The following is a 23,662-nucleotide window of genomic DNA, read 5'->3' as shown; positions in this document are numbered from 1 at the left end:
GAGGGACCTATAGGTTAAGTCAAGCGATAACCTATAGGTAATCTACAAATACGATATCTGGGTCTTTTCGGCTTTGATCCTGGACTAAGCAGGGACTGGAACGCTGCGAGCAACGGCCAGTTCTTCCGCAGACAATCCAAATAGGGCGGTGACTCGCTGTTCGATTTGTTCGCGCAGAGCAGTTGCTGTGCGCTCGTTAAGGCTGCGCTGATCTGGAGTGCGAGCCGCTAAGGCCGCATCGTTGGCCGCAATTAATTCTCTGACCAGTTGCTCGATGAAAGCACGTTCGGCAGTGCTTGGGATCGGCATAGGCAGATGCTCGATAAATTGTTTTCCGTGAGAATAGTAACCACCCCTGAAAGGGCTAGTGTTTGTGCGAACCATCGCCTCGCAGAGGGGATGATGTAGCACCGCAAGCAAGTATTCTAAGCTGACATTTGCCCCCAGTGTCGGCCGGATCATATAGTAGGGTCCATTGCCTCCTCCGGTGACGGTAATATTTGCGTCGTCGTAGGCGTATCTAGCTTCAAGTGAGAGAATTGGCAGTATGATCTTCGGGCCGTTAAATTTCGTAAGGCTTTGGGACCTACCAAACTGATAGAATTGCGTAAACCCTCTGGTTCCACCGACGACATTGCGACGAGCAAGCTCCGCTTGCCGGGCCGTTAAGTAAGCTAAGCAGTTTGGAAATAACCGCGCCATGTCCGCAGGCTGTATCAACTGCGCTTGCAGTCGCCCGCGCTCGGTAACGATCTGATAAGGGAATATCATCCAACGGTTCGCCTTTGCCCTAGAGAATGGGGAAAGAGGCATATCTTGCATGCAAGGCCGCAAAATCCCGCGCTCAATCGGCCAATCGCGACCATTCCATTCTAAGGTCGCGGTAGCTGCGTCATCTGCTTTCGCCTCGAATATATAAATGTCATCTTTGCTAGTTTGAACGCCAACGAAGATTTCGGCAACTTCGCCGAGTGGAGTAGGGAATGCTGCTCTAATACGCGAAAAGAGCGCGCGAGTAACATCGTCAGCAAATTCCCATGGCTCTGCCCCGAGATTCGCAGCAGGCAGCAACATAATTCTTCCTCGACTTCCATAACGCCACGCATCGAGGGTCTCTACACGTTCGATCTCCACCTCGGAAACACCGCGGCGATTCAAAACCAAAATACAAGTGTAGTTGGAAGCATCCCGGCCAAAGACCTGCTGCACACCAAAGTGAACAATCTTCTCCAGGGGATATCCGGTCGTTAATAGCTGGCGTAATGCCCTCCCTGCATGCGTCGTCATGAACTTGTGAGGCACAATAACGCCAAGTTTTCCGGACACTAACAGCAATGCGACCGAACGTTCTAAGAAAAGTGCATACTTATCGAAATTATCCTGACGAGCAGTAGTGTATGGCGAAGATGGATTCTGATAAAAGGCAGCTTCTTCCGGAGAGTAAGCCATCATGTTCTGAATGCGAATGTAGGGCGGGTTGCCGACTATTACGTCGAAACCGCCTCGGGACATTTCCTCTGGAAACTCAGTTTCCCAAGAAAATGGGTTTACCCTGTCGCGCAGCGCAGGCGGAAGCTGTCCCAGCACCGTGGTCCACTCAGCCGGGCGAACCAAACTATTGCCTGATCGGAGAACCCCATTGAGCGCTGGTAATGCAGCATGGCGATGCCGGGTGACGTAGTCACGCAGCCCGTCAGCAGTTTCGTTCTCAATCAACTTCAGTAGCAGACTAAATCTCGCGATCTCTACCGCGTTGCCGTCGATATCAACTCCCCGGACATGCGTAAGGAGAATACGCCTTTTTTCCGCAAAGGTTAGGCGCCATTGATCGCCTGCACTTTCGTAGATGGTGGACCCAGTATGCCGGTCTCGGTCATGAGTTAGATACCAGCTGAGGTGATGATCCAAAAGGAATTCATAGGCAGAGAGCAGGAAGATGCCCGATCCGCAGCAAATGTCCGCAACCGTTAATGATCTTATTTGTTCCGGGCTTTTCCCGTGTAAACAAGGTCCGAGAGTCCGATCAACGATTGCCTCCACAATATAGCGCGGAGTCGGCACTACTCCACCACTTTCGCGCACTTCTGGTTTGCTGACAATTTCAACGCTTGCCGCATTGACCGTTATGACTTCGCCAAGAAATTGTTCGTAAATTTCTCCGAGCACTTCTGTCTCTACAACGGCAAAAGTATAGGGACTTTGAGGGTAATAAAGTTCCTCGATAATGCTTTCAAGCACGGCATCACTGATGCGAATCCCAAGACGTTCGTCATCTATCAGGTGAAAGAGCCCCGAGTCATAGAAAGCGTCCGCACGCCGCAATTCGCTCATCAGTGCGTTAAACGTGTTCGCCGAATCAAGCCCACGTAAAGTCTCGTAGCGTTCGATTTCTCTATCCTCGCAAATACGCAAAAAGACTATGCGAGAAAGAAAAAGCTGAACTGCGTATGTTAGCTCACTCGAAGATAGTCCTGGCGTGTTAGCGTGAATATCAACAGCCAGGCGTTCTCTCCACGACCGCACTTGCCCAAGGAAAAAATCATCGAACTGCTCAGCTCCATGCCGTGTTACGCCGACGGCAAAACGACGGTCGAAGTCACCAGAGTAAACCGTCGCACGGGATAGCAGATTCCAAAGCTCATCAAAGTGGGCTTCAAATTCGTCGTATTTGACAAGCATGAGACGAGCGACATGTGCCTCGTCTGTCTGGCTAGGCTGTGGCAAGCAGTCATAAACAGCCAACTGATGAAAGTTGGTTAATACGGAAATTGGCAGACTCGCAGAATAACCATAGCGTCGAGTTTGGAATGCCGCGTCTCGGTTCCTTTCAATGTGGACGCTAGGTTTTTTTGCTTCGACGAAAATCTTCCGCTGCCTCGCAAGGCGAAGTTCGTAATCGGGCTTCTTAGAAACGCGCTCTTCAGCGACATCGACTGTCGCTTCTTCGATTACCTCGCGCAGGCCCAGAGATTGTGCCGCGCTATTATGCACGTCCCAACCGAAAGCCTCGAGCAAAGGCGTAATAAAATCTGTGCGAGCCTGAGTTTCGTTGTAAGTCGTGCTTAAATAGTCCGCTTCGTGTCGTCTAAAACTCTGCACTAACGCCGCAATAGAAGCACGAGCCCTAGATTTCGGGTCGGCAGTCATACGTTGGTCAGTGCATCAGTATTTTGCACACTGCGCCGACGTGCCATACGCCGATCCCTCATTTTGATCCATATATCACGCAAGATGCTGCACTCCCTCGCAGTCATTCCCATGTGCTGCATTAGCACTATACGGGCATTCGCCTCGAGCACGGAGTCCAGCTTGCCAGCCCGAATGAGCTTATCTGCATCAGCAAGCGGCATGGCTCCGTTCAACTCTGCGGGCATGAGCAGGCGTTCAGCCTCAGTAGGCTCAAGCTCGAGAACACCACCGCCATAACTTCTGCCTTCGATCTCAGCAGAGGCTGCGGTCATCCAAGTGTAGGTATTTGCTACGATCCGTTCAGGTTTGGCGATCTTACAGGAAATACGATGTATCGTATCGGTAGAAGTTGCTTCCGTATTGTTCAATACGGCACGCGGGAAATCATAGATTTGCCGGAATAAGAAACCGTCGGGAGTCCAAATCGACGGAACTGCATACCAAGGTTTCCGGATCGAACATTTATAGCCCTTATGAAATTCTTTAGATTCACCGTAGCGAATATACTTACGGAGCTTTTCAGGCAGTTTCTCGGTATGGCCATTAGCAATATTGAGAAGGTATACGCGATCACCTGCTTCTGAGAGCGACTTCCAATCCGTTTTCCCGATACGCGTGCCTTTAAGTTGAACGGAACGTGAGACAAGCGGTGTAGTGTAATCGAAAAGGGCCATCTCTTTGACCTGTCCTTCCGAAAGAACGAAGAACTCATTCTTGCCGGTCACAACACCGACATCGACGCTAGCATGCGTTGCCATTGTCGTGGTGATTTTATTGGAGCGCAGTTGGCGTATGAATTCGATTTCCTGGGGCGACAGGAAATATTTCAGCCACTTTTCATTATCGTGACTGATGGTCTTGGCTTGCGCCGACTTTAAAAGTGACGCCGGAGTTTTGCGTGTGATCTCTGCAACAGTTGCCGTCTCGGTCATAGTTACGCGGCAAACGTTTACTTCGGAAGCTTTAGCCAAAGCCTCATCAGCGAGTAGCAAGACGACTTCTTGCTCGGCTTTTTCAAAAAACAGTTCGTTACAAGCAACAATGTCGATACGGCCAAAATGATCTGTGAGAAAAGATCGTAATTGAGCGGCGTAGGTCACTTGCAGAAGCTCCGCAGGCAACACAAGTGCCATGCGCCCGCCTGGCTTGATGCTCATGGTTGCTGCGACGACGAAGGGGACCCAGATGTTCGTCAGGCGGTTTGGCGTGAGGCCAAAGCCTTCCATGATGGTCATTGCTTTGCTACGGTGTGGTTCCGGGAAGGTCTGGTAACGGATGAAAGGCGGGTTTCCGACCACAACGTCAAAAGCAGGCTGTTCGCTTTTTTGCCACCACGTGAAGAAATCTGACGTTTTGACGACACCTTTGGCTTGAGATGTGAGAATGGGGTGTAGCCGCCGACGAGCTTGCTCTGCTTCTGGGCCTAGAATCTCAATTCCGGTAACTTGTGAAGCGATGGCCGCATTGCTAAGGCCAAGCTCGACTAGCCGATCAACCGCAGCGACAAGAAATGAACCATCGCCACAACTAGGCTCAAGCACATGCTCGGTTTTCTCGCGAATCGCCCATTTGCAAAGCCATGCGGCGATTTGGGCAGATGTGTAGTAGCCGCCGCGCAGTTTATCAGCGTCAAGCTCTATGAAGCGACCACTGCTGGTGGTCTTATTCGTCGTTGTGCTGCGCGGGTTCATTTTGATGCTAGCTTGCTTAAGTTAACGTTTCTCACCCCAAGTCAAAAACGGTAACATTCCTTAACGCGAGACTCATTCCTTACTGAAAATTACATAGGTCTGTGGAATTTGGAGTTTCGATACGACATCGCAGAACAAAGAGGATTTCAGCCCATTGTTCGGGTGAAGCCAAAGTGATAGTTTCCCGCAAACGGTATGCCCATTTTGGGCCGATCTTAGCGCGAAGCCCGTCCATATCAGAAACATCCAAACAGCGGGCCAGTTCTGCCACACGAGCCCGCCAAGCTATTGCTCCGGGAGAGTGCCACGCAAAAACACGGGTGCAAGCGAGCCAGACGATTTTGTTGCGACGATCAAACTCCACACGCCGGCATCCCTTCCATGAGTGTTTGCGGATGACCAGCCCCGCCTCGAGATACTTACCGATATACTCTGAAATCGCTTCCTTCCCTTTGCGGATGGGCAGCAGCTCCGCCCGGCCAAGACCGTAGCGTGGAAGCACCTTGCGGAGAAGTTGCCACATAGCGACCAGCTCAGGGGCGGCACATGCCTTGTAGCGGGCACGCAGCTCGCGGAAAAGGGCGGTGGGGCCATTCTCACGGCGTTCCTTTTGGCACCCGTCAAACGCCTGCCAATCGAAAGCATCCGGCCTTGTGTCCCAATTGACGGCGACAAGCAGGTGATAGTGGGGCCGGCCCTGCTTTTGGGGCTCCAGGACGCGGATATAGCTGACGATCCATGCGCCGTTACGCACGAGAAAGCTATTCCAGCGGCGAGCAAAGAGGGTCGGGTGCAGGTTGTGTTCATCGGTGACGGTGAAGAACAGGCAGCGATTGCGGCCCCAATGCTGGATAAAGGCCGCGACATTGAGCCGGAGGTGAAAGGCCGACCGGGCCTCGGCCCCCGTTGGCATCCCGAGCCGGTGCAGGGTGTCGTCGTCGTGCTTGTCCCAGACGTGCTTTTTCTCTCGGTCGGTGTAAAAATTCGGCGCATGAGGGACCGGAAATAAACTGTATCTGGATTTTGGTTTGTTGGAATTGTTACTATTCTGACAAGGAAGGCCGGCGGTCGCCGGCGCGGCCGCTCCGCGGCCGCATCCGGCTGCCCGTCCGGCCATCTCCTGACAGCCCGTAGTCACTTTCCCGCACCCCCAGCCGCGCTTTCGACGAGCGTAAGGATTGCCGCTTGCAGTTCAGGGCGCAGGGTAGGCCATGCGCTCAGCACCCGGAGCAGTTTAGCGACGTTTTGTGCGTCCCATTGTGCTTTTTGACCCTCCTTCCCTCGGAAAACGGCTGGTTCAAATCCAGCCCCTGCACCCAATTTCAAAGCCCTCCCACTGCTCGGGAGGGCTTTTCGTTTAACGGGTTACAGCGCCGAAAAAACGCGGCGTTTGAAATGTAATACAGGGCAATACTAGGCGATTCAGGGCAATAAACTCCGTAAAATCTCCGTAGGTCGTAGTGCGGACAAGTGCGGGCGCCAGCAGGCGCGCCGTAGCTCTGCATAGATGAAAATACTCCATGTCTCCGACTTTCACTCGCGAGCCGCTGGCACTGACTAACATGAACGAGCCGGCTGTGCGCACCGTGTGCGCAGAAGCTTGCAATGGGGTCGGGCAATAATAGGTTGAAACAACCTTTTATATGCCCAACCAACTCTCCAAGACCAAGCGACGGCAAAGCCTCGCGGAACACTCCGCGGTATTGGCCGCGCTTGCGACCATCGCCCGGCGGGAGAAGACGACCGTCATGGCCCTGTTGCGGGAGGCGGCGCGTGAGACCGTTCGCAAGCGCACGGTGCTTCCTGAACAAGTGAATGAACTGCGGGCCGTCGTGCGCCGGCTGGAGCCCCGGATGCCGGCGCAATTCAAGACGCCCGCCCACTTGTCCCGCTACAAGCGCGCGCAGCGGGAGTTTGACCAGGTCATGCTCGATCTGAAGCTCGCCGCGCCGGCCGAAGTCCAGGACCGCAACTCGCTCGTGCGCGCGAGCCAGCCACTTCGCCTCCTCAACTTCGCGCAAGCGCATGCATCCGTCTGATTCCACTCCGCGTCCGCCCGGTGACTTTGCGGATGCCTTTGCCACGCCCAAGCCGCTCCTGTTGGTCGGCGGCCAAGCCGTCAACCTCTGGGCCCTTTACTATCTCGACCCGAAATCTGAACTGGCTCCCTTCGTTTCCCGTGATGCGGACGTGCTTGGCGACGAGGACACCCTGAAACTCCTGGGACAGGTCACCGGTCAGAAGCCCCGTTTCTTTCCTCTGAGGCCGCCGACCAACGAGGTCGGGGTGATCGTCGCCCGGGATGCGTCCGGGGCACCGCTCCTGATCGAAGTGCTCCGCTATGTCCACGGTGCGACCAACGAGGAGTTGCGCGAACCCGCCTACCTGTTTGCGCTCGGTGAGAAGGCGGTTCAAGTGCAGGCGCCCGGGCCCATCGCCCTGCTTCGCGCCAAGATCGCCAATCTCGTTGATCTCAACCAAACCGGCCGGCAGGACGCGCGCCACGTCCTGATCCTGGTCCAGGCGCTCCCGCGTTATCTTGCTGATTTGCAGACCACCGCCCGGAAGGGGACCATGACCGAACGGAAACTCATCGATTTCCTCGAACTCCTGCTGGCGGCTTTGACCTCGCGGAAGGGTCGTCAGGTATGCACTGATCTGATGATCGATCCGGCGCAGATTTTCAAAGGCCTGTCCGCCGAAGGTATGCCACGGGTAGAGGCGTTTCTCACCAAGCGCCTCCCGCAGGCGCTGGCGACACGCAAAAAGTGACCCCGCCCCAAGGGGCATTATCTACAGCAGGGCATGCCCGCCCGGGCGGCCGGCCCCGGAGGACCGGGCCGCTATGCATCGCCCGGAGCCAGGATTAGAACGGCACATCCTCGGGTTCCTCATGACAATCGGAATCATGGTTGATCGACAGGTGAGGGCAATGGAGCGCAGTGTAGACATCGATGATCGGACTGTGTAAGAATTGCGCAAGGCCACCGGGAGTTGATCCCTTCTAACAAACCGCATGATTCAAGTCCTGAAAGTCGCTGATAGCTGGAGCCGCCGCCGGAAGTTCTGCGCCTGCGCCCGAGAGGTGACTCGTTGGGCGGGCCTCGGGCTCGCCTTGCTCGTGTTGGCCTGGGTTTCCCCCCAGGCCCGGGCCCAGGCGGCCATCGCGACACCACGAACCATCCGGGTCGTGCTGGATAACCATTACGCGCCTTACTCGTTTCGATCGAACGAAGGCAGGCTGCAAGGCATCCTGGTCGATCAATGGCGGGCGTGGGAAAAGAAGACGGGCATCAAGGTTGAACTCGAAGCGCTGGACTGGGGCGAGGCCGTGCGGCGCATGCGCGCAGGGGAGTTCGATGTGATCGACTGCATCGTCGAGACGGTCGAGCGGCGGGACTATTTTGATTTTACCCCGCCCTATGCCAAGATCGAGGTGCCGGTCTTCTTCCGGAACGACATTTCCGGCATCACCGACCTCGCGTCACTCAAAGGATTTCCAGTCGGGGCCGAGATGGGCGACCAGCATGTTTACAAACTCAGAGCGGCGGGAGTGACCGATCTGATCCTTTTTCAAAATTTCGAAGAGATGATCAAGGCGGCGAAGCAGCGTAAGATAAGTGTCTTCGTGGCCGATGCGCCGTCCGCGCTTTATCTGCTGAACAAGGCGGGCATCGAGACTGAATTCCGGCAGTCGGCGTCGATCTTCCGCGAGGGGATCCAGCGGGCCGTGCACAAGGGCGATACAGCCCTGCTGCAGCAGGTGGAGGCGGGCTTCGCGGCCATCGACCCGGGCGAATTGAAGCAGATCGACGAGAAATGGTTCGGCCGCACGATCAATTGGTATGGCCGCTACCTGGTTTACGCGGGCTACAGTGCGATCGTGGCGGTCCTGATCATCGCCGGCCTGGCCGGGTGGAATCGCCTGCTCAGAAAAAGAATCCAGCAGCGGACCGCAGCCTTGGTCGAGAGCGAACAGCGCTTCCGGCAGATCGCCGAGAACATCCATGAAGTCTTCTGGCTGACCACGATCGATCTGAGCGAAGTCCTCTACGTCAGTCCCGCGTATGAGGCGGTCTGGGGCCGGTCCCGCGAGAGCGCGCACCAGGATCCCCGCTCTTTTATCGCGGCCATTCATCCGGACGACCGCCCCCGCGCGGTCGAGGCCCTGGTGGGAAAGCGCGAGCGCGGTTTCGACATCGAATATCGGGTGGTGCGACCGGATGGCTCCGTCCGTTGGATCAGGGACCGGGGGTTCCCGATCAAGGATGAAGCCGCGCACGTCTATCGTATCGCCGGAATTGCGGAAGACATCACCGAGCGGAAGCTGGCCGAAGCGGTCGTGAAACAGACCGAAGATCGTATCCGGCTGATCATCGATACGATTCCCATGATGGCTTGGAGCGTTCGGCCCGACGGCGTCGTGGATTTCCTCAATCAGCGCTGGCTGGACTATGCCGGTCTTTCCTTGGAAGAGTATGTCAAAGATCCGCTGGCCGTGATTCATCCCGAAGACGCGCCCCGGGTCTTGGAAAAGTGGCGCGCGAACATGGCGGCGGGGGAACCGTCGGAGGATGAAATGCGCCTGCGGCGGGCCGACGGGGAGTTTCGCTGGTTTCTGGTCCGCACCGCGCCGCTGCGCGACGAGCAGGGGAACATCGTCAAATGGTTCGGATCAAGCGTCGATATCGAAGACCGCAAGGAGGCCGAGGGGGCGCTGAAGCGGGCCGAAAACAGCCTCCGCATCGTCCTGGACGCCACGCCCGCAATGATCCACACGGCGCGTCCTGACGGATACCTGGATTACTTCAATGCCCGTTGGCTGGACTATGCGGGACTTTCTTTGGAGGAGCTGCAGGGCTGGGCCTGGATGGCCGCCATTCATCCCGAAGACATCGAAGGAGAAGTGAAGCAGTGGCGCGCGTGCGTCGCGAGTGGCGAGCCATTCGAGTGGGAAGTGCGGATGCGCCGGGCGGATGGAGAATATCGCTGGATGCTGCACCGTAAAGTGGCCGTGCGAGACGTGAACGGGAACATCGTTAAATGGTATGGATCGGGCATCGATATCGATGATCGCAAGAAGGCCGAGGAGGCGCTGCGGCAAAGCGAGGAACGCTTTGCGGCGTTCATGGACAATCTGCCCGGCTATGCCTGGATGAAGGACCTCCAAGGCCGCTATGTGTATGTCAACGAGATGGTCCGGGGGTTGCCGGGATACCGGTCCCTCGGGAAGACGGATGCCCAGATCTGGCCGGCTGATCTTGCCGCCGAGTATCGTGCAAATGATCAGCAGGTGGTCGCGACGAAAAAGCCGTTCCATACGGTCGAGCATTATCAGCAGGAAGGGAAACAGCATCATATGGTGGGGAGCAAATTTCCCATCTTCGACAAGACCGGCGCCGTCGCGCTGGTGGGCGGGGTCGGCGTCGATATCACCGATCGCGTCGAGGCCGAGGAGGCGCTGCGAAGCAGTGAGCAGAAGCTGCGCGAGCAGGAGGAATTCTACCGGTTGCTGACGGAGAACACGAACGACTTTATCCGGATGCACGAACTCGACGGCCGGAGCATCTACGCCAGCCCCTCGGTGGTACAACTCTACGGCCGGGAGCCGGCCCATCTTTTCCAGTTCGCCCACCCCGAGGACCGCGAGCCGGGCCAGAAATGGTTTGCGCATGTGCTGGCCGGAGAGCGGCAGCGCCTCATCTGGCGGGTCCGCGACAAAAACGGGAGCTGGCGGTGGATGGAGACGCAGGGTTCGCTCGTCCGGCACGAGGGCCGGCCACGCGTCATGACCGTCTGTCGCGAGGTGACCGAGCGGAAAGAGGCCGAGGAGGCGTTGCGCGGCAGCGAGCGGCAATTGCATTCACTCGTCGGCCGGCTGAACACCGTGCGGGAGGACGAAGCGAAACGCATCGCCCGCGAATTGCACGACGACCTTGGGCAGAAACTCACCGCCCTCAACATGGAACTGGAAAATCTGGAGATGAAGCTGGCGGAGGCCACCCCCGGTCAGCGGGCCCAGATCGCCCGGATGCACGCCACCGTGGATCAGACGATCGCGGCCGTGCACGAGCTTTCCAGCGAACTCCGCCTCGGCCAGCTCGACCTGCTGGGGCTCACCGCGGCGATCGACTGGCAGTTGCAGGAATTCTCCCGCCGCTCCGGGATCCAATGCGTGGTCACGCGCCTGGATGAAATCACGAATCTGTCCGATGCCCGGCGCACGGCCGTCTTTCGCATCCTGCAGGAAGCGCTGACCAACATCGTGCGCCACGCCGGCGCCACCCGGGTGGAGATCAGCCTGCAGGCCGGGCCCGGCCTGCTGGCTCTGCGCATCCATGACAATGGCCGCGGGATCACGGCCGAGGAATTGAACGACCGGCAGGCCATCGGCCTGCTGGGCATGCACGAACGCGCCCAGGGGATCGGCGGCACCGTCAAGATCACGGGCGGGGACGGCCGGGGCACCACCGTGCTCGTCACGGCGCCGCGGGAACCGGCCGGGAGGATTTCCGCATGAGCCTGCGCAATCTGAAGGTGCTGATCTGCGACGACCACGCACTGATCCGGGAGGGCCTGAAACGCATCCTGCTCGATACGGGGAAGGCGGATCACGTCGGCGAGGTGACCACCGCCGAGGAAGCCGTCGCGGCGGTGCGGCGGGAGGCCTGGGACATCGTGATTCTCGACATCAATCTCGGCCGGCGCAGCGGGCTGGATGTATTGAAGGAGATCAAGGCCGAGTTCCCCCGGCTGCCCATCCTGATTCTCAGCGTGTATCCCGAGGAACAGTTTGCCCTGCGCGTGATCCGCGCCGGCGCCAATGGCTACCTGAACAAAAACCTGGCGACGAAGGTCCTGATCGAGGCGATCCGCCAGGTGCTGGCCGGCGGGCAGTATCTCAGCCCGAAGGTGGCGGAGCAGCTGGTCAACGCGGTCAAGCAGCCGGCCGGCCAGCCCTTGCATGCCGCACTGTCCGACCGCGAGGACGAGGTGTTGCGCCTGATCGCCATCGGCCGCACGGTGGGGGAAATTGCGCGGCAGCTCGACCTGAGCGTCAAGACCGTGAGCACCTACCGGAGCATCGTGTTGCGCAAGCTCGGCATGGAAAACAATGCCCAGCTCATGCGATATGCGCAGGAGCACAAGCTGGGTGGGTGGTAAACCTAGGACAAACACCTAGTTCAGAATTGGTTGTGCGCTGATTCACACGCGCGGCGGCTCGTGCTAGAGTGAGCGTTGCCAATCGCTTGCCATACGCTCGTTTCACCATGGCCCGCCTCCTGCTCATCGACGACGACGAACTGCTCCGCGAAGTGCTGGCGGAGGTCCTCACCTCGGTCGGCCACACGGTGACCCAGGCGGCCGATGGCCGGTCGGCCCTCGCCCACCCGGGGATCGAACTGGTGATCACCGATCTGGTCATGCCCGGCTGCGAAGGGCTCGAGACCATCGCCGCGCTTCGGCAAAAGCGCCCGGGCCTGCCGATCATCGCCATTTCCGGTGCGTCCACCAATTCCCAGATCTACCTGAAAATGGCGGCCCAGCTGGGGGCGCACCGCGCGCTGTCCAAACCATTCGAATTCGCTGAACTCCTCCGCCTTGTCGATGAGCTCCTGGCGCGGCCCTCCGAATCCGCCGGCACGTCCCGATGAAGATCCTCCACGTCGAAGACAATCCCGCCGACGCCGAACTCGTCGGCGCAATCCTCTCGGCCGAGTTTCCCGGCTGTATCATCACGGTCGTTCAGTCCCGGGAACCGTTCCTCGCGGGCCTCGCGACCGACATCCCACCCGACATCATCCTCTCGGATTTCACCCTCCCGACGTTCGACGGGATCATCGCCCTGAATCTCGCCCGCGAGCACGCGCCGGGCATCCCGTTCATCTTCCTGTCCGGCTCCATCGGCGAGGAGCGCGCCATCGCGGCGATCCGGGCCGGGGCTTACGATTACGTGCTCAAGGACAACATGGCGCGCCTGGCCGTGGTCATCAGCCGCGCCCTCGCGGATTTCGCCCAGCGGCGCCAGCGCAAGGAGAATGAGCGCCGGCTCCTCGAACTCGCCGGCATCATCGAGCGGGCCAGCGAGGCCATCGTCGTCAGCGACATGGCCGGGCTGATCACCCTTTGGAACAACGGCGCCGTGCGGCTCTACGGCATCCCGGCGGCCGACGCCCTGGGCCGCCTTTCCGAGGAGATCTTGTCCCATAGCGAGCTCATCCATGTCCGCGCCGCCCACGAGGCCACGCTCGAAACGGGCGAGTGGCAGCGGGAACTCAGCATCACCACCCGCGATGGCCGGGATCTCGTCATCGACCTCCGCATGACCCTCGTCTGTGACGAGGCGGGCCGCCCCAGTGCGCGTCTCAGCATCGCCACCGACATCACCGCGAAAAAGAAACTCGAGGCGCAGTTTCTCCGCGCCCAACGCGTGGAAAGCCTCGGCATGCTGGCGGCCGGCATCGCCCACGATTTCAACAATGTCCTTACCCCGGTGGGCATGGTGGCCGCGCTGCTGCGCCCGCGCCTCACCGAGCCGGGCGATATCCGGATGCTGGACGTTCTCCAGAAGAGCGCCGAGCGCGGGGCGGACCTGGTCCGGCAGATCGTCGGCTTCGCCCGCGGGGCCGGCGGCGACCTTCGCCTCACGCCGATCCAGCCCATCCTCCGGGACATCATTGACGTCGTTCAGATGAGTTTCCCCAGGTCGATCGTCCTCGCCGAGCACGTGCCCGGCGGTCTCTGGCCGATCCGGGCCAACCCCTCGCAGATTCACCAGATCCTGCTCAATCTCGTGGTCAATGCGCGGGACGCCATGCTGCCCCAGGGCGGCACGCTGCACCTCCGCGCGGAAAATCTGCGACTCACGGCCAGCGACGCCGCCGTGATCGAAGGTGCGCAGCCCGGCGAGTTTCTGGTCATCACCGTCAGCGATACCGGCACTGGCATCGCTCCCGAGGTGCTCGCGCGCATCTGGGAGCCATTCTTCACGACCAAGGGTGAAGGCACGGGCACGGGTATCGGCCTTTCCACCGTTCGCGGCATCGCGGCGGCCCATGGCGGGTTCGTCACCGTCGATACGCGGGTCGGTCGCGGCACCACCTTTCGCGTCTTTCTGCCCGCAAACAAGCCCGACTCAGAATTGACCGGGCGGAGCTCTTAGGCCTTGAACCAAATGAAGATGAGATGCATCAATCAATATGTCGCTTGGGCCAGGCGGCAAGCCATGTCCACGCCGCATGTCAGCAGATGGTCCATGAGCCGGAGCACTATCCGGACGATTTTGGTTATGTCTGGGCTGATGGTCTGGACCGGGCGGAGTGCGGCGCAAACGGCCACCGATCCTTCTCCGGTGCCCTCGCTTAAGCAGCTGAGCCTGGATGAATTGCTGGATATCGAGGTTACGTCGGTTTCCCGGCGCCCCGAAAAGCTTTCCGAGACAGCCTCGGCCATCCAGGTCATCACCGGGGACGATATTCGCCGGGCGGGCGCCACCAGTCTGCCCGAGGCGCTCCGGCTCGCCTCGAACCTTGAGGTGGCGCAGATCGATTCGCGCCAGTGGGCCATCAGTGCGCGCGGTTTCAACGGCTCTTCCGCCAACAAACTCCTCGTGCTGATGGACGGCCGCACCCTTTACTCGCCGCTGCACGCCGCGGTGTTTTGGGATGTGCAGGACACGCTGCTCGAGGATGTCGCCCGCATCGAGGTCATCAGCGGCCCCGGCGCCACGCAGTGGGGCGCCAACGCCGTCAACGGCGTCATCAACATCACGACGAAAAGCGCAAAGGACACGCAGGGCCTGCTCGTCGAGGGTGGCGGTGGTTCGGCGCTGAGCGGCTTCGGCGGCGTGCGCTACGGTGGCACCCTCGCACCCGGCGTATACTACCGGATTTACGGGAAATATACCGGCCTGGACAGCACCCGGTTGCTCAATGGCGGCGACGGGGCGAACGACTCGGCCATGCGCCAGGGCGGCTTTCGCGTGGATTGGGATGCCACCGCTGACAACCTGCTCACGCTGCAAGGCGACGTCTACGCCGGCCGCATCGGTCAGCCCGGCGCGGCGGACATCGAGGTGCGCGGGGCCAACGTCCTCGGCCGCTGGACGCGCACGCTGTCCGGCAGATCCAGCTTCTCGCTGCAATGGTATTATGATCACACCTATCGTCGCATCCCCGGCACCTTTGCCGAGGACCTTGGCACCTACGACGTCGATTTCCAGCACCGTTTCACGCTCGGCGACCGGCATGACATCATCTGGGGCGCCGGCTACCGGTTGATCGACGACCAGCAGCACAACGACTATCCCGTGCTTGCGTTCCTTCCAGCGGACGTCGCGCGCGGGTCGTTCAACGTGTTCGCCCAGGACGAAATCACGCTGGTGCCGGACCGGCTGCACCTGACGTTCGGCACCAAACTCGAGCACAACTTCTACACCGGCTTTGAATTGGAGCCCAGCAGCCGGCTGGCGTGGCTCGTCAGCAAGGAACAGACCGTTTGGGCCGCCGTTTCCCGGGCGGTGCGCACGCCCTCGCGCATCGACGGCGAATTCTACGCCCCCCGCGATCCGCCGTTCACACTGTTGCAGGGCAATCCGAATTTCCTCTCCGAGGAGCTTCTGGCCTACGAATTCGGCTGGCGCGTGCAGCCCCGGCCGCAGCTCGCCCTCGCCCTCGCCGCATTTTACAATGATTACGACAGACTCCGCTCGGTGGAGCGGGTCAATCCGGCGACACCGTTGCCCTTTTATCTCGGCAATGGCACGGAAGGCAGGTCCACCGGCGTGGAACTGACGGCGGACTACCGGGTGACCAACTCGTGGCGGCTGCGGGCGGGTTTCACCCAAACGCATCTCCACCTCCACAACACGCCCGGCAGCACCGCCGCCGCTCCGACGGACGACGATCCCGAACATCAGTTCTCGGTGCGTTCCTCCGTGGATCTGCCCGGCCATTGGACCGTCGACACCTCCTACCGGTTCGTGGCGCGTCTCACGAACTCCCACGTGCCCGCTTACGACGAAGCGGACCTGAGCGTCGGCTGGACGCCCACGCCCGCACTGGAATTTTCTGTGGTCGGCCAAAACCTCCTGCACGCCCGCCATGCGGAATTCAACGCGCCGGCTTCGCGTCAGGAAATTGCGCGCAGTGGCTACGGAAAAATCACATGGCGCTTCTAGGCACAGGCCGGGGATGGGGTGAGGCGCCCCGGCTCCGGGGCTGGCTGCTGCTCGCGGCGCTGACCTTGGGCGGCAGCGCCGGGGAGGCGCAGACCCCGTCGGTGCACGAGTATCAGGTCAAGGCGGTCCTCCTGTTCAACTTCACCCATTTTGTCGAATGGCCGTCCACGGCCTTTGCCGGCCCGGAAGCACCGCTGGTCATCGGCGTGCTGGGCGCAGATCCTTTCGGCCCGGCGCTCGACGAGGCCGTGCGGGGCGAAAAGGTCGGCGCCCGGCCACTCCTCATCCGGCGTTACCCGCGGGTCGAGGACATCGACACCTGCCACCTGCTTTTCATCAGCCGTTCCGAAGCGGGCCGGCTCGATGGGATCGTCGCCCGGCTCCAAAACCGGAGCATCCTGACCGTGAGCGATGCCGAGGGCTCCGCCCTGCGCGGAATCATGATCCGGTTGGTCACCGAAGAAAACCGGATCCGCCTGCGCATCAACCTGAATGCCGCAAAAGCGGCCGGTCTCGTCCTCAGTTCCAAGCTGCTCCGCCCGGCGGAAATCGTCACCACGGACGGAAAATAACCATGCTCCGCAACATACCCATCCGGCAAAAGCTGATCCTGATCATCCTGATGATCAGCGGGGTGGTGATGCTGCTGACGCACGGTGCGTTCTTCACCTACGAATACCTGGTTTTCCGCCGGACGACCCTCCGCCAGCTCTCCACGCTGGGTGAGATGCTCGCGGCCAACAGCACGGCCGCCCTGGCCTTTGACAACCCGGACGATGCGCGGGAAATCCTCGCGGCGCTCAAGGCGGAGCAGCATGTCGTGGCGGCGGCGCTCTACGACGGGAAAGGCCAGCTGTTCGCGCGTTACCCGGACCATGCGTCCCCGGCTGCCCTCCCGGCCGCGCCCGGGGAAACCGGTTATCGCTTCGCCGACGCACGCCTGGCCGGTTATCAGCCCGTGATGCAGGATGGGCGGAGGCTGGGCACGCTCTATCTGGAATTCGACACGGGGGTCATCCTGCGGGCGTGGCTCTGGGACTCCCTTGAGATTGCGCTGGCGGTGATGGCGATCGTCCTGCTGGTGGCCTACGGGCTGTCCCGGTCACTTCAAAAACAGATTTCCTCGCCCATTCTTGCTCTCGCCGAGACCGCGCGCGCCATTTCCGAGCGCCGTGATTATTCGGTCAGGGCCGTCAAACTGGGCGACGATGAAGTGGGGTTCCTGACCGATGCATTGAACCTGATGCTGGGGCAAATTCATGAACAGAACCAAGCCCTGCAGGAAAGCGAGGGCCGCCTGCGCGCCGTCCTGAATGCGGCGCTCAGTGCCGTGACTGTGATTGATACAGCGGGCAGGATCATCGACTGGAATGCGCGGGCTGAAAAGATGTTCGGCTGGTCCCGCGCCGAGGTGCTGGGCCAGGAACTCGCCCACCTGATCATCCCGTCGCGCCACCGTGAGGCCCACCGTCGCGGCATGGGGCATTTTCTCTCGACCGGCGAGGGTCCCGTCCTGAACCGCACCGTTGAGATGAGCGCGTTGCGCCGCGAGGGCCATGAGTTTCCCGTGGAATTGTCCATCAGTCCGCTCAAGACCAACGACGTGGTGACGTTTTGCGGTTTCATCACCGATATCACGGAACGCAAGCGGGCCGAGGCGGAGATCCGCGAGCTGACGCAAACATTGGAGCGGCGGGTGGTCGACCGCACCGCGCAGCTCGAGGCCGTCAACAAGGAGCTGGAGGCTTTCAGCTACTCGGTCTCGCACGACCTGCGCGCCCCGCTGCGGCATGTGGACGGCTTCGCCGGCCTCCTCCTCAAGTCGGATGGCCACCTCGTGTCGGAACGCGGGCGCGGCTACCTGGCCAACATCGCCAGCGCCGCGAAGCAGATGGGGATGCTGATCGACGACCTGCTGGTCTTTTCCCAGATGGGCCGCAGCGAGATGCGGCTGGCCCCGGTCGACCTGAAGACGCTCGCGGAGGAGACGATCCAGACGCTGCGCAGCCAGAACCCGTCGCGGAACATCATCTGGCGGGCCGGGGCGCTCCCCGTCGTGCAGGGCGACCGCCCCATGCTGCGGCAGGTGCTCGTCAACCTGTTCGCCAACGCCGTGAAATACACCGGCCCGCGCGACCCGGCGGAGATCGAGTATGGCTGCACGGACGACCCGGCGAACGGGCGGGTGTTTTTCGTGCGCGACAACGGCGTGGGCTTCGAGATGGCCTACGCGCACAAGCTCTTCGGGGTCTTCCAGCGGCTGCACCGCGCCGAGGAATTCGAGGGCACCGGCATCGGGCTCGCCAACGTCCGGCGCATCATCACCCGGCACGGCGGCCGCACCTGGGCCGAGGGCGAGCCCGGCCGAGGCGCCACTTTCTATTTCACCCTCCCGTCAACCAAGGAACTCCCATGAAATTACTCAAACGCATCCTCCTCGTCGAAGACAGCCTGCAGGACGTCAACCTGACCCTGGCCGCCCTCGGCGAGCACAACCTGGCCAATGAGGTCGTGGTGGCGCGCGATGGCGCCGAGGCCCTGGACTACCTACACGCCCGCGGCGCCTTCGCCGGGCACGAAAACGGGCTCCCTGCCGTGATGCTGCTCGACATCAAGATGCCCAAGGTGGACGGACTGGAGGTTCTCCGGCAAATGAAGTCGGATCCCGCGCTCAAGACCGTGCCCGTGGTCATGCTCACCTCCTCGCGCGAGGAGCCCGACCTGGCCAAAAGCTACGCCCTCGGCGCCAACGCCTACGTCGTGAAGCCGGTGGATTTCCAGCAGTTCTTTGCCGCCGTCGAACAGGTCGGCGCCTTCTGGGCCGTCCTCAACCAGCCGCCCCCCGGCACCGCCCGGGCCGCGCATCCCGGCTCATGAACCCCGCTGCGCTTCCTCCACCTGGAGGATAACCTGCCGGCGCCGGGTTGGTCCAAGCCCCGCTCAGCGAGGAAGTCTCCGTATTCGCCCCCCAAGCGCCCAAGCCGCGGATCATGAGCCTGACGTCGGCCGGCTCATAACCTGAAGATCGTTGGTTCAAATCCAGCCCCGGCGCCCAATTTAAACGCCGCCCCCGCCGGGCGGCGGGATTGTTTTGGCGGCTGCACAATACCTATTTGCGTGGGAGCGTCCGGGCCTCAAGCATGATGGTGTTCATGAAACCCAAGCCGGTCATCTCGCGGATCAAATTCGAAGGGCTCGATGCGGTCGAGCTGCGCACGCCGCTGCTGCGGGTGGTCGCGATCACGGCCAAGGGCCCACGGCTCGCCTTCTGGGGCCGGCCGGACGGGAAGAACCTGCTCCTGTGGGCGCCGGGCAAATACCGGCGCGGCCGCTGGGACCTGATGGGCGGCCACCGCCTGTGGGCGGCGCGGCCGGGCGCCGACGAGGCCGAGGAAACCTACGCCACCGACAACCAGCCCTGCCAGGTGACGGCGCAGGCCAACGGATTCACCGTCACCGGGGCGCTCGATCCGGTGCAGAAGATCCGGCGCGGGTTCACGGTGACCGTAACAGTCGACGGCCGCGTCACCCTCGATCATTTTTTGCAGAACGAGAGCGACATGCTCTGGAGTGGCGGGCTCTGGGCGCTGACCTGCACCGTGCCGTCCAAGCGGGCGACCTACACGCTGCCGCTGGGCGACGAGTCATCCTGGGATTACGCGACCATCGTCGCTTTCCGCACCTGGGGCGGCGGGCACGGCGGCGTGGGCTTCGACGATCCGCAGTTCAAGTTCACCGCGGATGCCGTGGTGCTGCACCCCTCCGGCCGCGAGAACAAGCGGATGATCAAGGCCGATGCGGGGCTCATCGCAGGGTACGATCCCGTGCAGAAACTGCTTTTCGCCAAGCACGCGGCCTACGACCCGGCGGGCAACTACCCACTCGGCACCAACCTCGCGCTTTATGTCGGCCCGGACAACTTCATGGTCGAGATGGAGACGATGGGCGCGACAGCGACCCTCAAGCCCGGCCAGACCATGAAGCACCGCGAGACCTGGCTCCTGGCCACCGCGAAATCCGCGCCGTCGGCGAAAGCGTTGCGGGAATTGTTCTGAGGTGGAACCCGGCCTCCGGACGGGTTTTCAGGACGCACGCAGAAGAAACCCGTCCGGAGGCCGGGTTCCACCTCAGGGTCAGGCCGCCGCCACGCCCGCCATCAGCCGCATCAACGCCGCTTCGCTGAAGTCGGCGCGGGCGACCTCGCCGGCGATGCCACCGTTGCGCATGACGAGGATGCGGCGGCAGAGGCCGATGAGCTCGGGCAGTTCGGAGGAGACGACCAGCAGCGCCTTGCCCTCGCACGCGAGCTCGTCGAGCAGCTGGTAGATCTCGGCCTTGGCGCCGACGTCCACGCCGCGCGTCGGTTCGTCGATCAGCAGCACGTCGCAGGAACGGGCGAGCCACTTGGCCAGGGCGATCTTCTGCTGGTTGCCGCCGCTGAGGCCGGCGGTGATGGTCTCGAGCGAAGGGGCCTTCACGCGCAACCGCTGCGTGTAGCGCCGGGCCAGCTCGCGCTCGGTGACGCGGCGCACCCAGCCGAGCGTGGTCAAGGAGGGCAGCGCGGCGAGGCAGGTGTTCTCGCGGCAGTTCAGGCCGAGCACGAGGCCCTGGCGCTTGCGATCCTCGGGCACGAGGCCGAGGCCGGCGGCGAGCGCGGCGTCGCGCGAGCCGCCGGGCAGCGGGGTGTGCTTCACCGTGATGCGGCCGGTGACGGCGGGATCGAGGCCGAAGATGGCTTCGACGACCTCGCTGCGACCGGCGCCGACAATGCCGGCGACACCGACAATCTCGCCGGCGCGGACGGAGAGATCGATGTTGGAAAACTTCCGGGGTGAGGCGAGGCCCTCGACGCGAAGGCGTTCGTCGCCCAGCGGCTTGGCCAGGTGGTTCGGGGTGGCGATGAGCAGCTCGCGGCCGATCATCTGGGTCACGACGCGATGCGGCGTGGTGTCGGCGATGCGCTCGGTGGCGACATGTTTGCCGTCACGCAACACGGTGATGTTGTCGCACAGCGCGAACAGTTCCTCGATCCGGTGCGAGACGTAGATGAGGGTGATGCCGCGGGACTTCAGGTCGCGGACGAGGCGGAAGAGCTCGGCGGTCTCGGCGGCGGAGAGCGAACTGGAGGGTTCGTCCATCACAATGACCTTGGCGCCGGTGCCGACGGCGGCGGCGATCTGCACGAGCTGCTCGCGGCCGGTGGAAAGGGTGCCGATGATGACGTCGGGGTCGATGTCGGCGCCGATGGTGGCGAGCATGGCCTTGGCGCGCGCCCGGAGCTCGGTGCGGTTGACGAAGCCGGCGCGCCGGGGCAGGTCGCCGAGGCAGAGGTTCTCGGCGACGCTCAGGTTCGGGCAGAAGGCGAGTTCCTGGTGGACCATCGCGATGCCCAGCTCACGGGCGGCCAGCGGCGAATCGGGAGCGATGACCTTGCCGTCGAGCCGGATCTCGCCGCCGTCGGCGGTCTGCACGCCGGCGAGGATCTTGCCCAGCGTGCTCTTGCCGGCGCCGTTCTCGCCGATGAGGGCGTGGCAGGTGCCGCGTTCCACGCTGAAGCCGACCCCGTCGAGCGCGAGCACGCCCGGGAAACGCTTCATGATGCCCTTGAACACTAAAAAATCCCCCGCAGCTTGCGGCGGGCTGTCCCTGGTGTCGTTAGGACGCGAAGCGTTCAACTCGAGGAAGGCCATGGCTCTAATGTAGGGTCGGCGCTTGCGCCGACCTGGTGCGCGAGGTCGCCGCAAGCGGCGACCCTACATTCTGAATGTGAATGCAGGTAACGCTCATGCGGCGGAGAGTTGTTCCCGCATCCAACCGGGTCGGTTGGTCGTGAGCCCGTCGATCCCGGCGGCACGTTGGGCGCGCGCCACGGCCGGGTCATCGACCGTCCACGTGTAGAGTTTCAGCCCGGCACCATGGACTTTTTGGACGAAGGCCGCGTCGATCGGGAACTTGTAACCGAGGTCGAGTCCGTCGAGTCCGGCCGTTTTCGCCTGGCGGATCAGGCCGTCGAGCGGGGCCGGCGGCTCCGCGACCCAGCAGACCTCGTGGGCCGGCAGGCGGAGTTTCACCGCGCGCGCCGTGGCGAGATCGAAGGTGATGAGGGCGAGCTGAGCCGGGGCGAGGCCGGAGGCCCGGAGCACCCGCTCGAGTTCCGGGAGGATTTCCGCGCCGACCTTGAGCTCGACGAACAGCCGGCGGCCGGCCGGCACGAGGGGGAGGACGTCGGCGAGGGGCGGGATATTTTCGGAGAAGGCCGAGGCGTGCCATTTGCCCCATTGGCCGACATTGAGCGAGCGCAGCTCGGCCAGGGACTGGGCGGCGACGGCGTGTCGCAGGCCGGCGGTGCGGCCGGTGTCCGCATCATGGTGCACCACGATGCGGGCGTCCCGGCTGAGATGGACGTCGACCTCGCCGGCGTCGGCGCCCTGCGCGTAGCCGAGCCGGAGCGCCGCGAGGGTGTTCTCGGGGGCGTCGTGCGAGGCGCCGCGATGGGCGATGAGTTTCAAGGGGAGGGCAGGGGTGGAACCGGACCTCTGGGCCGGTTTTCTTGTTGTGGGTCTGGCCAAACCCGTCCGGAGGCCGGGTTCCACCTTATTAGCTCAGTGCGGCAGCCACTTGACCCAGTTCTTGCCGAACTCGTCCACGTTGGCCTTGGTGACGGGGATCAGCGCGCTGACCTCCTTCACGGCGGGCGGGTTCTTGTGGTCGACGATTTTCTCGATCAGCAACTCGACCGTGCGGTGACCCCACTCGTAGCACTGCTGGGCGAGGAGGACCGGCACGTGGCCGCTGCGGATGTAGGCGAGCTCCGCGGGCAGGGCGTCCACGGCGACACACTGCACGGTGCCGGGCTGCCACTTGAGGGCGTTCTCGGTGAAGAGCGGCCAGCCGCCGATCATGGCCCAACCGGTGATGTCGGGGTTGGCCTGCATGACCTGCTCGACCTTGGCGGCGGCGTCCTGCGGCGTCTCCTTGTGGTAATAGGTGTCGCGGATCGTGATGCCCGGATACTTGGCGGCTTCCTTCTTCGCGCCGGCGACGCGCTTCTGGAGGTTGGGCGCGTTGGGATTGCCAGCGAGGATGGCGACGACGCCCTTCCCGTTCATGACCTTGGCGAGCTCGGCCATCGTCTGCGCGCCGCATTGCTCGTCGTCGACCCCGTAGGTGACGAAGCGCTTGGAGGCGGGGGCGTCGGAGTCGAAGGTCGCGACCGGCACGCCGTTGTCGACGGCGTGGTTGATGGCGTCGGTGAGCTTGTTGGCGTCGGAGCAGCTGACCGAGATACCCTCGGCGCCGGCGAGCACGAGTTGCTCGATGGCCTCGGCCTGCTTCTGGGCGTCCTCCTCGTTGGGGGTGCGCCAGTCGATCTTGATGTTCATGCCGTATTTGGCGCTGAGCTCCCTGGCGGCATCCTGTGCGCCGACGCGGGCGGCTTGGAAGACGGCGTTGCCCTGGGACTTGGCGACGACGCCGATGACGATGGTGCGGGGCGCGGCGGAGGCCGGCGCGGCGCCGATGGTGAGACCGGTCGCGAGGAGCAGGAGTAGTTTTTTCATGAGGATTAAGGAAAGAAGGTTTCGGGAACCACTAATTGACACTA

At 61.9% G+C, this 23,662-nt stretch carries 17 protein-coding genes; 11 read left to right on the top strand and 6 right to left on the bottom strand.

The window, feature by feature from the left end; genetic code table 11:
* Positions 1 to 84: 84 nt before the first annotated feature.
* From BLU29_RS04900 to BLU29_RS17885, 3 genes are all read right to left on the bottom strand, one after another.
* Positions 85 to 3,147, bottom strand: a complete 3,063-nt coding sequence (locus BLU29_RS04900) for an N-6 DNA methylase (RefSeq protein ID WP_091055598.1) — start codon at positions 3,145 to 3,147, stop codon at positions 85 to 87.
* Entirely contained in the window at positions 3,144 to 4,880 is a 1,737-nt protein-coding gene (locus BLU29_RS04895) for an N-6 DNA methylase (RefSeq protein WP_091055597.1), read from the bottom strand. Before BLU29_RS04895 ends, BLU29_RS04900 begins: the two co-directional genes overlap by 4 nt.
* A 79-nt stretch (positions 4,881 to 4,959) precedes the next feature.
* Positions 4,960 to 6,018 (bottom strand): hypothetical protein, encoded by a 1,059-nt coding sequence (locus BLU29_RS17885; RefSeq protein WP_172830210.1) that lies wholly within the window; start codon positions 6,016 to 6,018, stop codon positions 4,960 to 4,962.
* A gap of 505 nt (positions 6,019 to 6,523) precedes the next feature.
* Here BLU29_RS17885 and BLU29_RS04885 point away from each other — a divergent pair.
* The 11 genes from BLU29_RS04885 (at position 6,524) to BLU29_RS04835 (ending at position 20,114) form a co-directional block, all read left to right on the top strand.
* Positions 6,524 to 6,919, top strand: a complete 396-nt coding sequence (locus BLU29_RS04885; RefSeq protein ID WP_091055593.1) for a hypothetical protein — start codon at positions 6,524 to 6,526, stop codon at positions 6,917 to 6,919.
* Between the two features lie 61 nt (positions 6,920 to 6,980).
* Positions 6,981 to 7,652 carry a hypothetical protein gene (locus BLU29_RS04880; RefSeq protein ID WP_157693632.1) on the top strand — a complete coding sequence of 224 codons (672 nt, stop codon included), beginning with the start codon at positions 6,981 to 6,983 and terminating at the stop codon, positions 7,650 to 7,652.
* A 244-nt stretch (positions 7,653 to 7,896) separates the two neighbouring features.
* Complete coding sequence (locus tag BLU29_RS04875; protein WP_091055590.1) at positions 7,897 to 11,400, top strand: PAS domain S-box protein; 3,504 nt, start codon at positions 7,897 to 7,899, stop codon at positions 11,398 to 11,400.
* Positions 11,397 to 12,044 (top strand): response regulator transcription factor, encoded by a 648-nt coding sequence (locus BLU29_RS04870; RefSeq protein WP_091055588.1) that lies wholly within the window; start codon positions 11,397 to 11,399, stop codon positions 12,042 to 12,044. Before BLU29_RS04875 ends, BLU29_RS04870 begins: the two co-directional genes overlap by 4 nt.
* Before the next feature lie 107 nt (positions 12,045 to 12,151).
* Positions 12,152 to 12,535, top strand: a complete 384-nt coding sequence (locus BLU29_RS04865; protein WP_091055587.1) for a response regulator — start codon at positions 12,152 to 12,154, stop codon at positions 12,533 to 12,535.
* Positions 12,532 to 14,043 carry an ATP-binding protein gene (locus BLU29_RS04860; protein ID WP_091055585.1) on the top strand — a complete coding sequence of 504 codons (1,512 nt, stop codon included), beginning with the start codon at positions 12,532 to 12,534 and terminating at the stop codon, positions 14,041 to 14,043. Before BLU29_RS04865 ends, BLU29_RS04860 begins: the two co-directional genes overlap by 4 nt.
* Positions 14,044 to 14,232: 189 nt before the next feature.
* On the top strand, positions 14,233 to 16,059 hold the full coding sequence (locus tag BLU29_RS04855; RefSeq protein ID WP_172830209.1) for a TonB-dependent receptor: 1,827 nt from the start codon (positions 14,233 to 14,235) through the stop codon (positions 16,057 to 16,059).
* On the top strand, positions 16,047 to 16,631 hold the full coding sequence (locus tag BLU29_RS04850) for a YfiR family protein (RefSeq protein ID WP_091055582.1): 585 nt from the start codon (positions 16,047 to 16,049) through the stop codon (positions 16,629 to 16,631). The genes BLU29_RS04855 and BLU29_RS04850 overlap by 13 nt, the downstream gene beginning before the upstream one ends.
* 2 nt (positions 16,632 to 16,633) lie before the next feature.
* A complete protein-coding gene (locus tag BLU29_RS04845; protein WP_091055581.1) occupies positions 16,634 to 18,475 on the top strand; it encodes a PAS domain S-box protein in 1,842 nt (613 codons plus the stop codon).
* Complete coding sequence (locus BLU29_RS04840; RefSeq protein WP_091055579.1) at positions 18,472 to 18,936, top strand: response regulator; 465 nt, start codon at positions 18,472 to 18,474, stop codon at positions 18,934 to 18,936. Before BLU29_RS04845 ends, BLU29_RS04840 begins: the two co-directional genes overlap by 4 nt.
* Before the next feature lie 275 nt (positions 18,937 to 19,211).
* Positions 19,212 to 20,114 (top strand): hypothetical protein, encoded by a 903-nt coding sequence (locus tag BLU29_RS04835; protein ID WP_157693631.1) that lies wholly within the window; start codon positions 19,212 to 19,214, stop codon positions 20,112 to 20,114.
* 78 nt (positions 20,115 to 20,192) lie between these two features.
* Here the strand turns inward: BLU29_RS04835 and BLU29_RS04830 are convergent, their stop codons facing one another.
* The 3 genes from BLU29_RS04830 to BLU29_RS04820 all read right to left on the bottom strand — a co-directional run bounded on the left by BLU29_RS04830 (position 20,193) and on the right by BLU29_RS04820 (position 23,618).
* Entirely contained in the window at positions 20,193 to 21,656 is a 1,464-nt protein-coding gene (locus BLU29_RS04830) for a sugar ABC transporter ATP-binding protein (protein WP_172830208.1), read from the bottom strand.
* 186 nt (positions 21,657 to 21,842) lie between these two features.
* A complete protein-coding gene (locus BLU29_RS04825; protein WP_157693630.1) occupies positions 21,843 to 22,568 on the bottom strand; it encodes a glycerophosphodiester phosphodiesterase family protein in 726 nt (241 codons plus the stop codon).
* Between the two features lie 93 nt (positions 22,569 to 22,661).
* A complete protein-coding gene (locus tag BLU29_RS04820) occupies positions 22,662 to 23,618 on the bottom strand; it encodes a substrate-binding domain-containing protein (protein ID WP_091055573.1) in 957 nt (318 codons plus the stop codon).
* Between the last annotated feature and the right edge of the window lie 44 nt (positions 23,619 to 23,662).

This window comes from Opitutus sp. GAS368 (genome assembly GCF_900104925.1).
In the GTDB taxonomy this organism is placed as follows: Bacteria; Verrucomicrobiota; Verrucomicrobiia; order Opitutales; family Opitutaceae; genus Lacunisphaera.
Note: the sequence above shows the minus strand (reverse complement) of the source record. Positions and strands in the feature narration are given on the sequence as shown.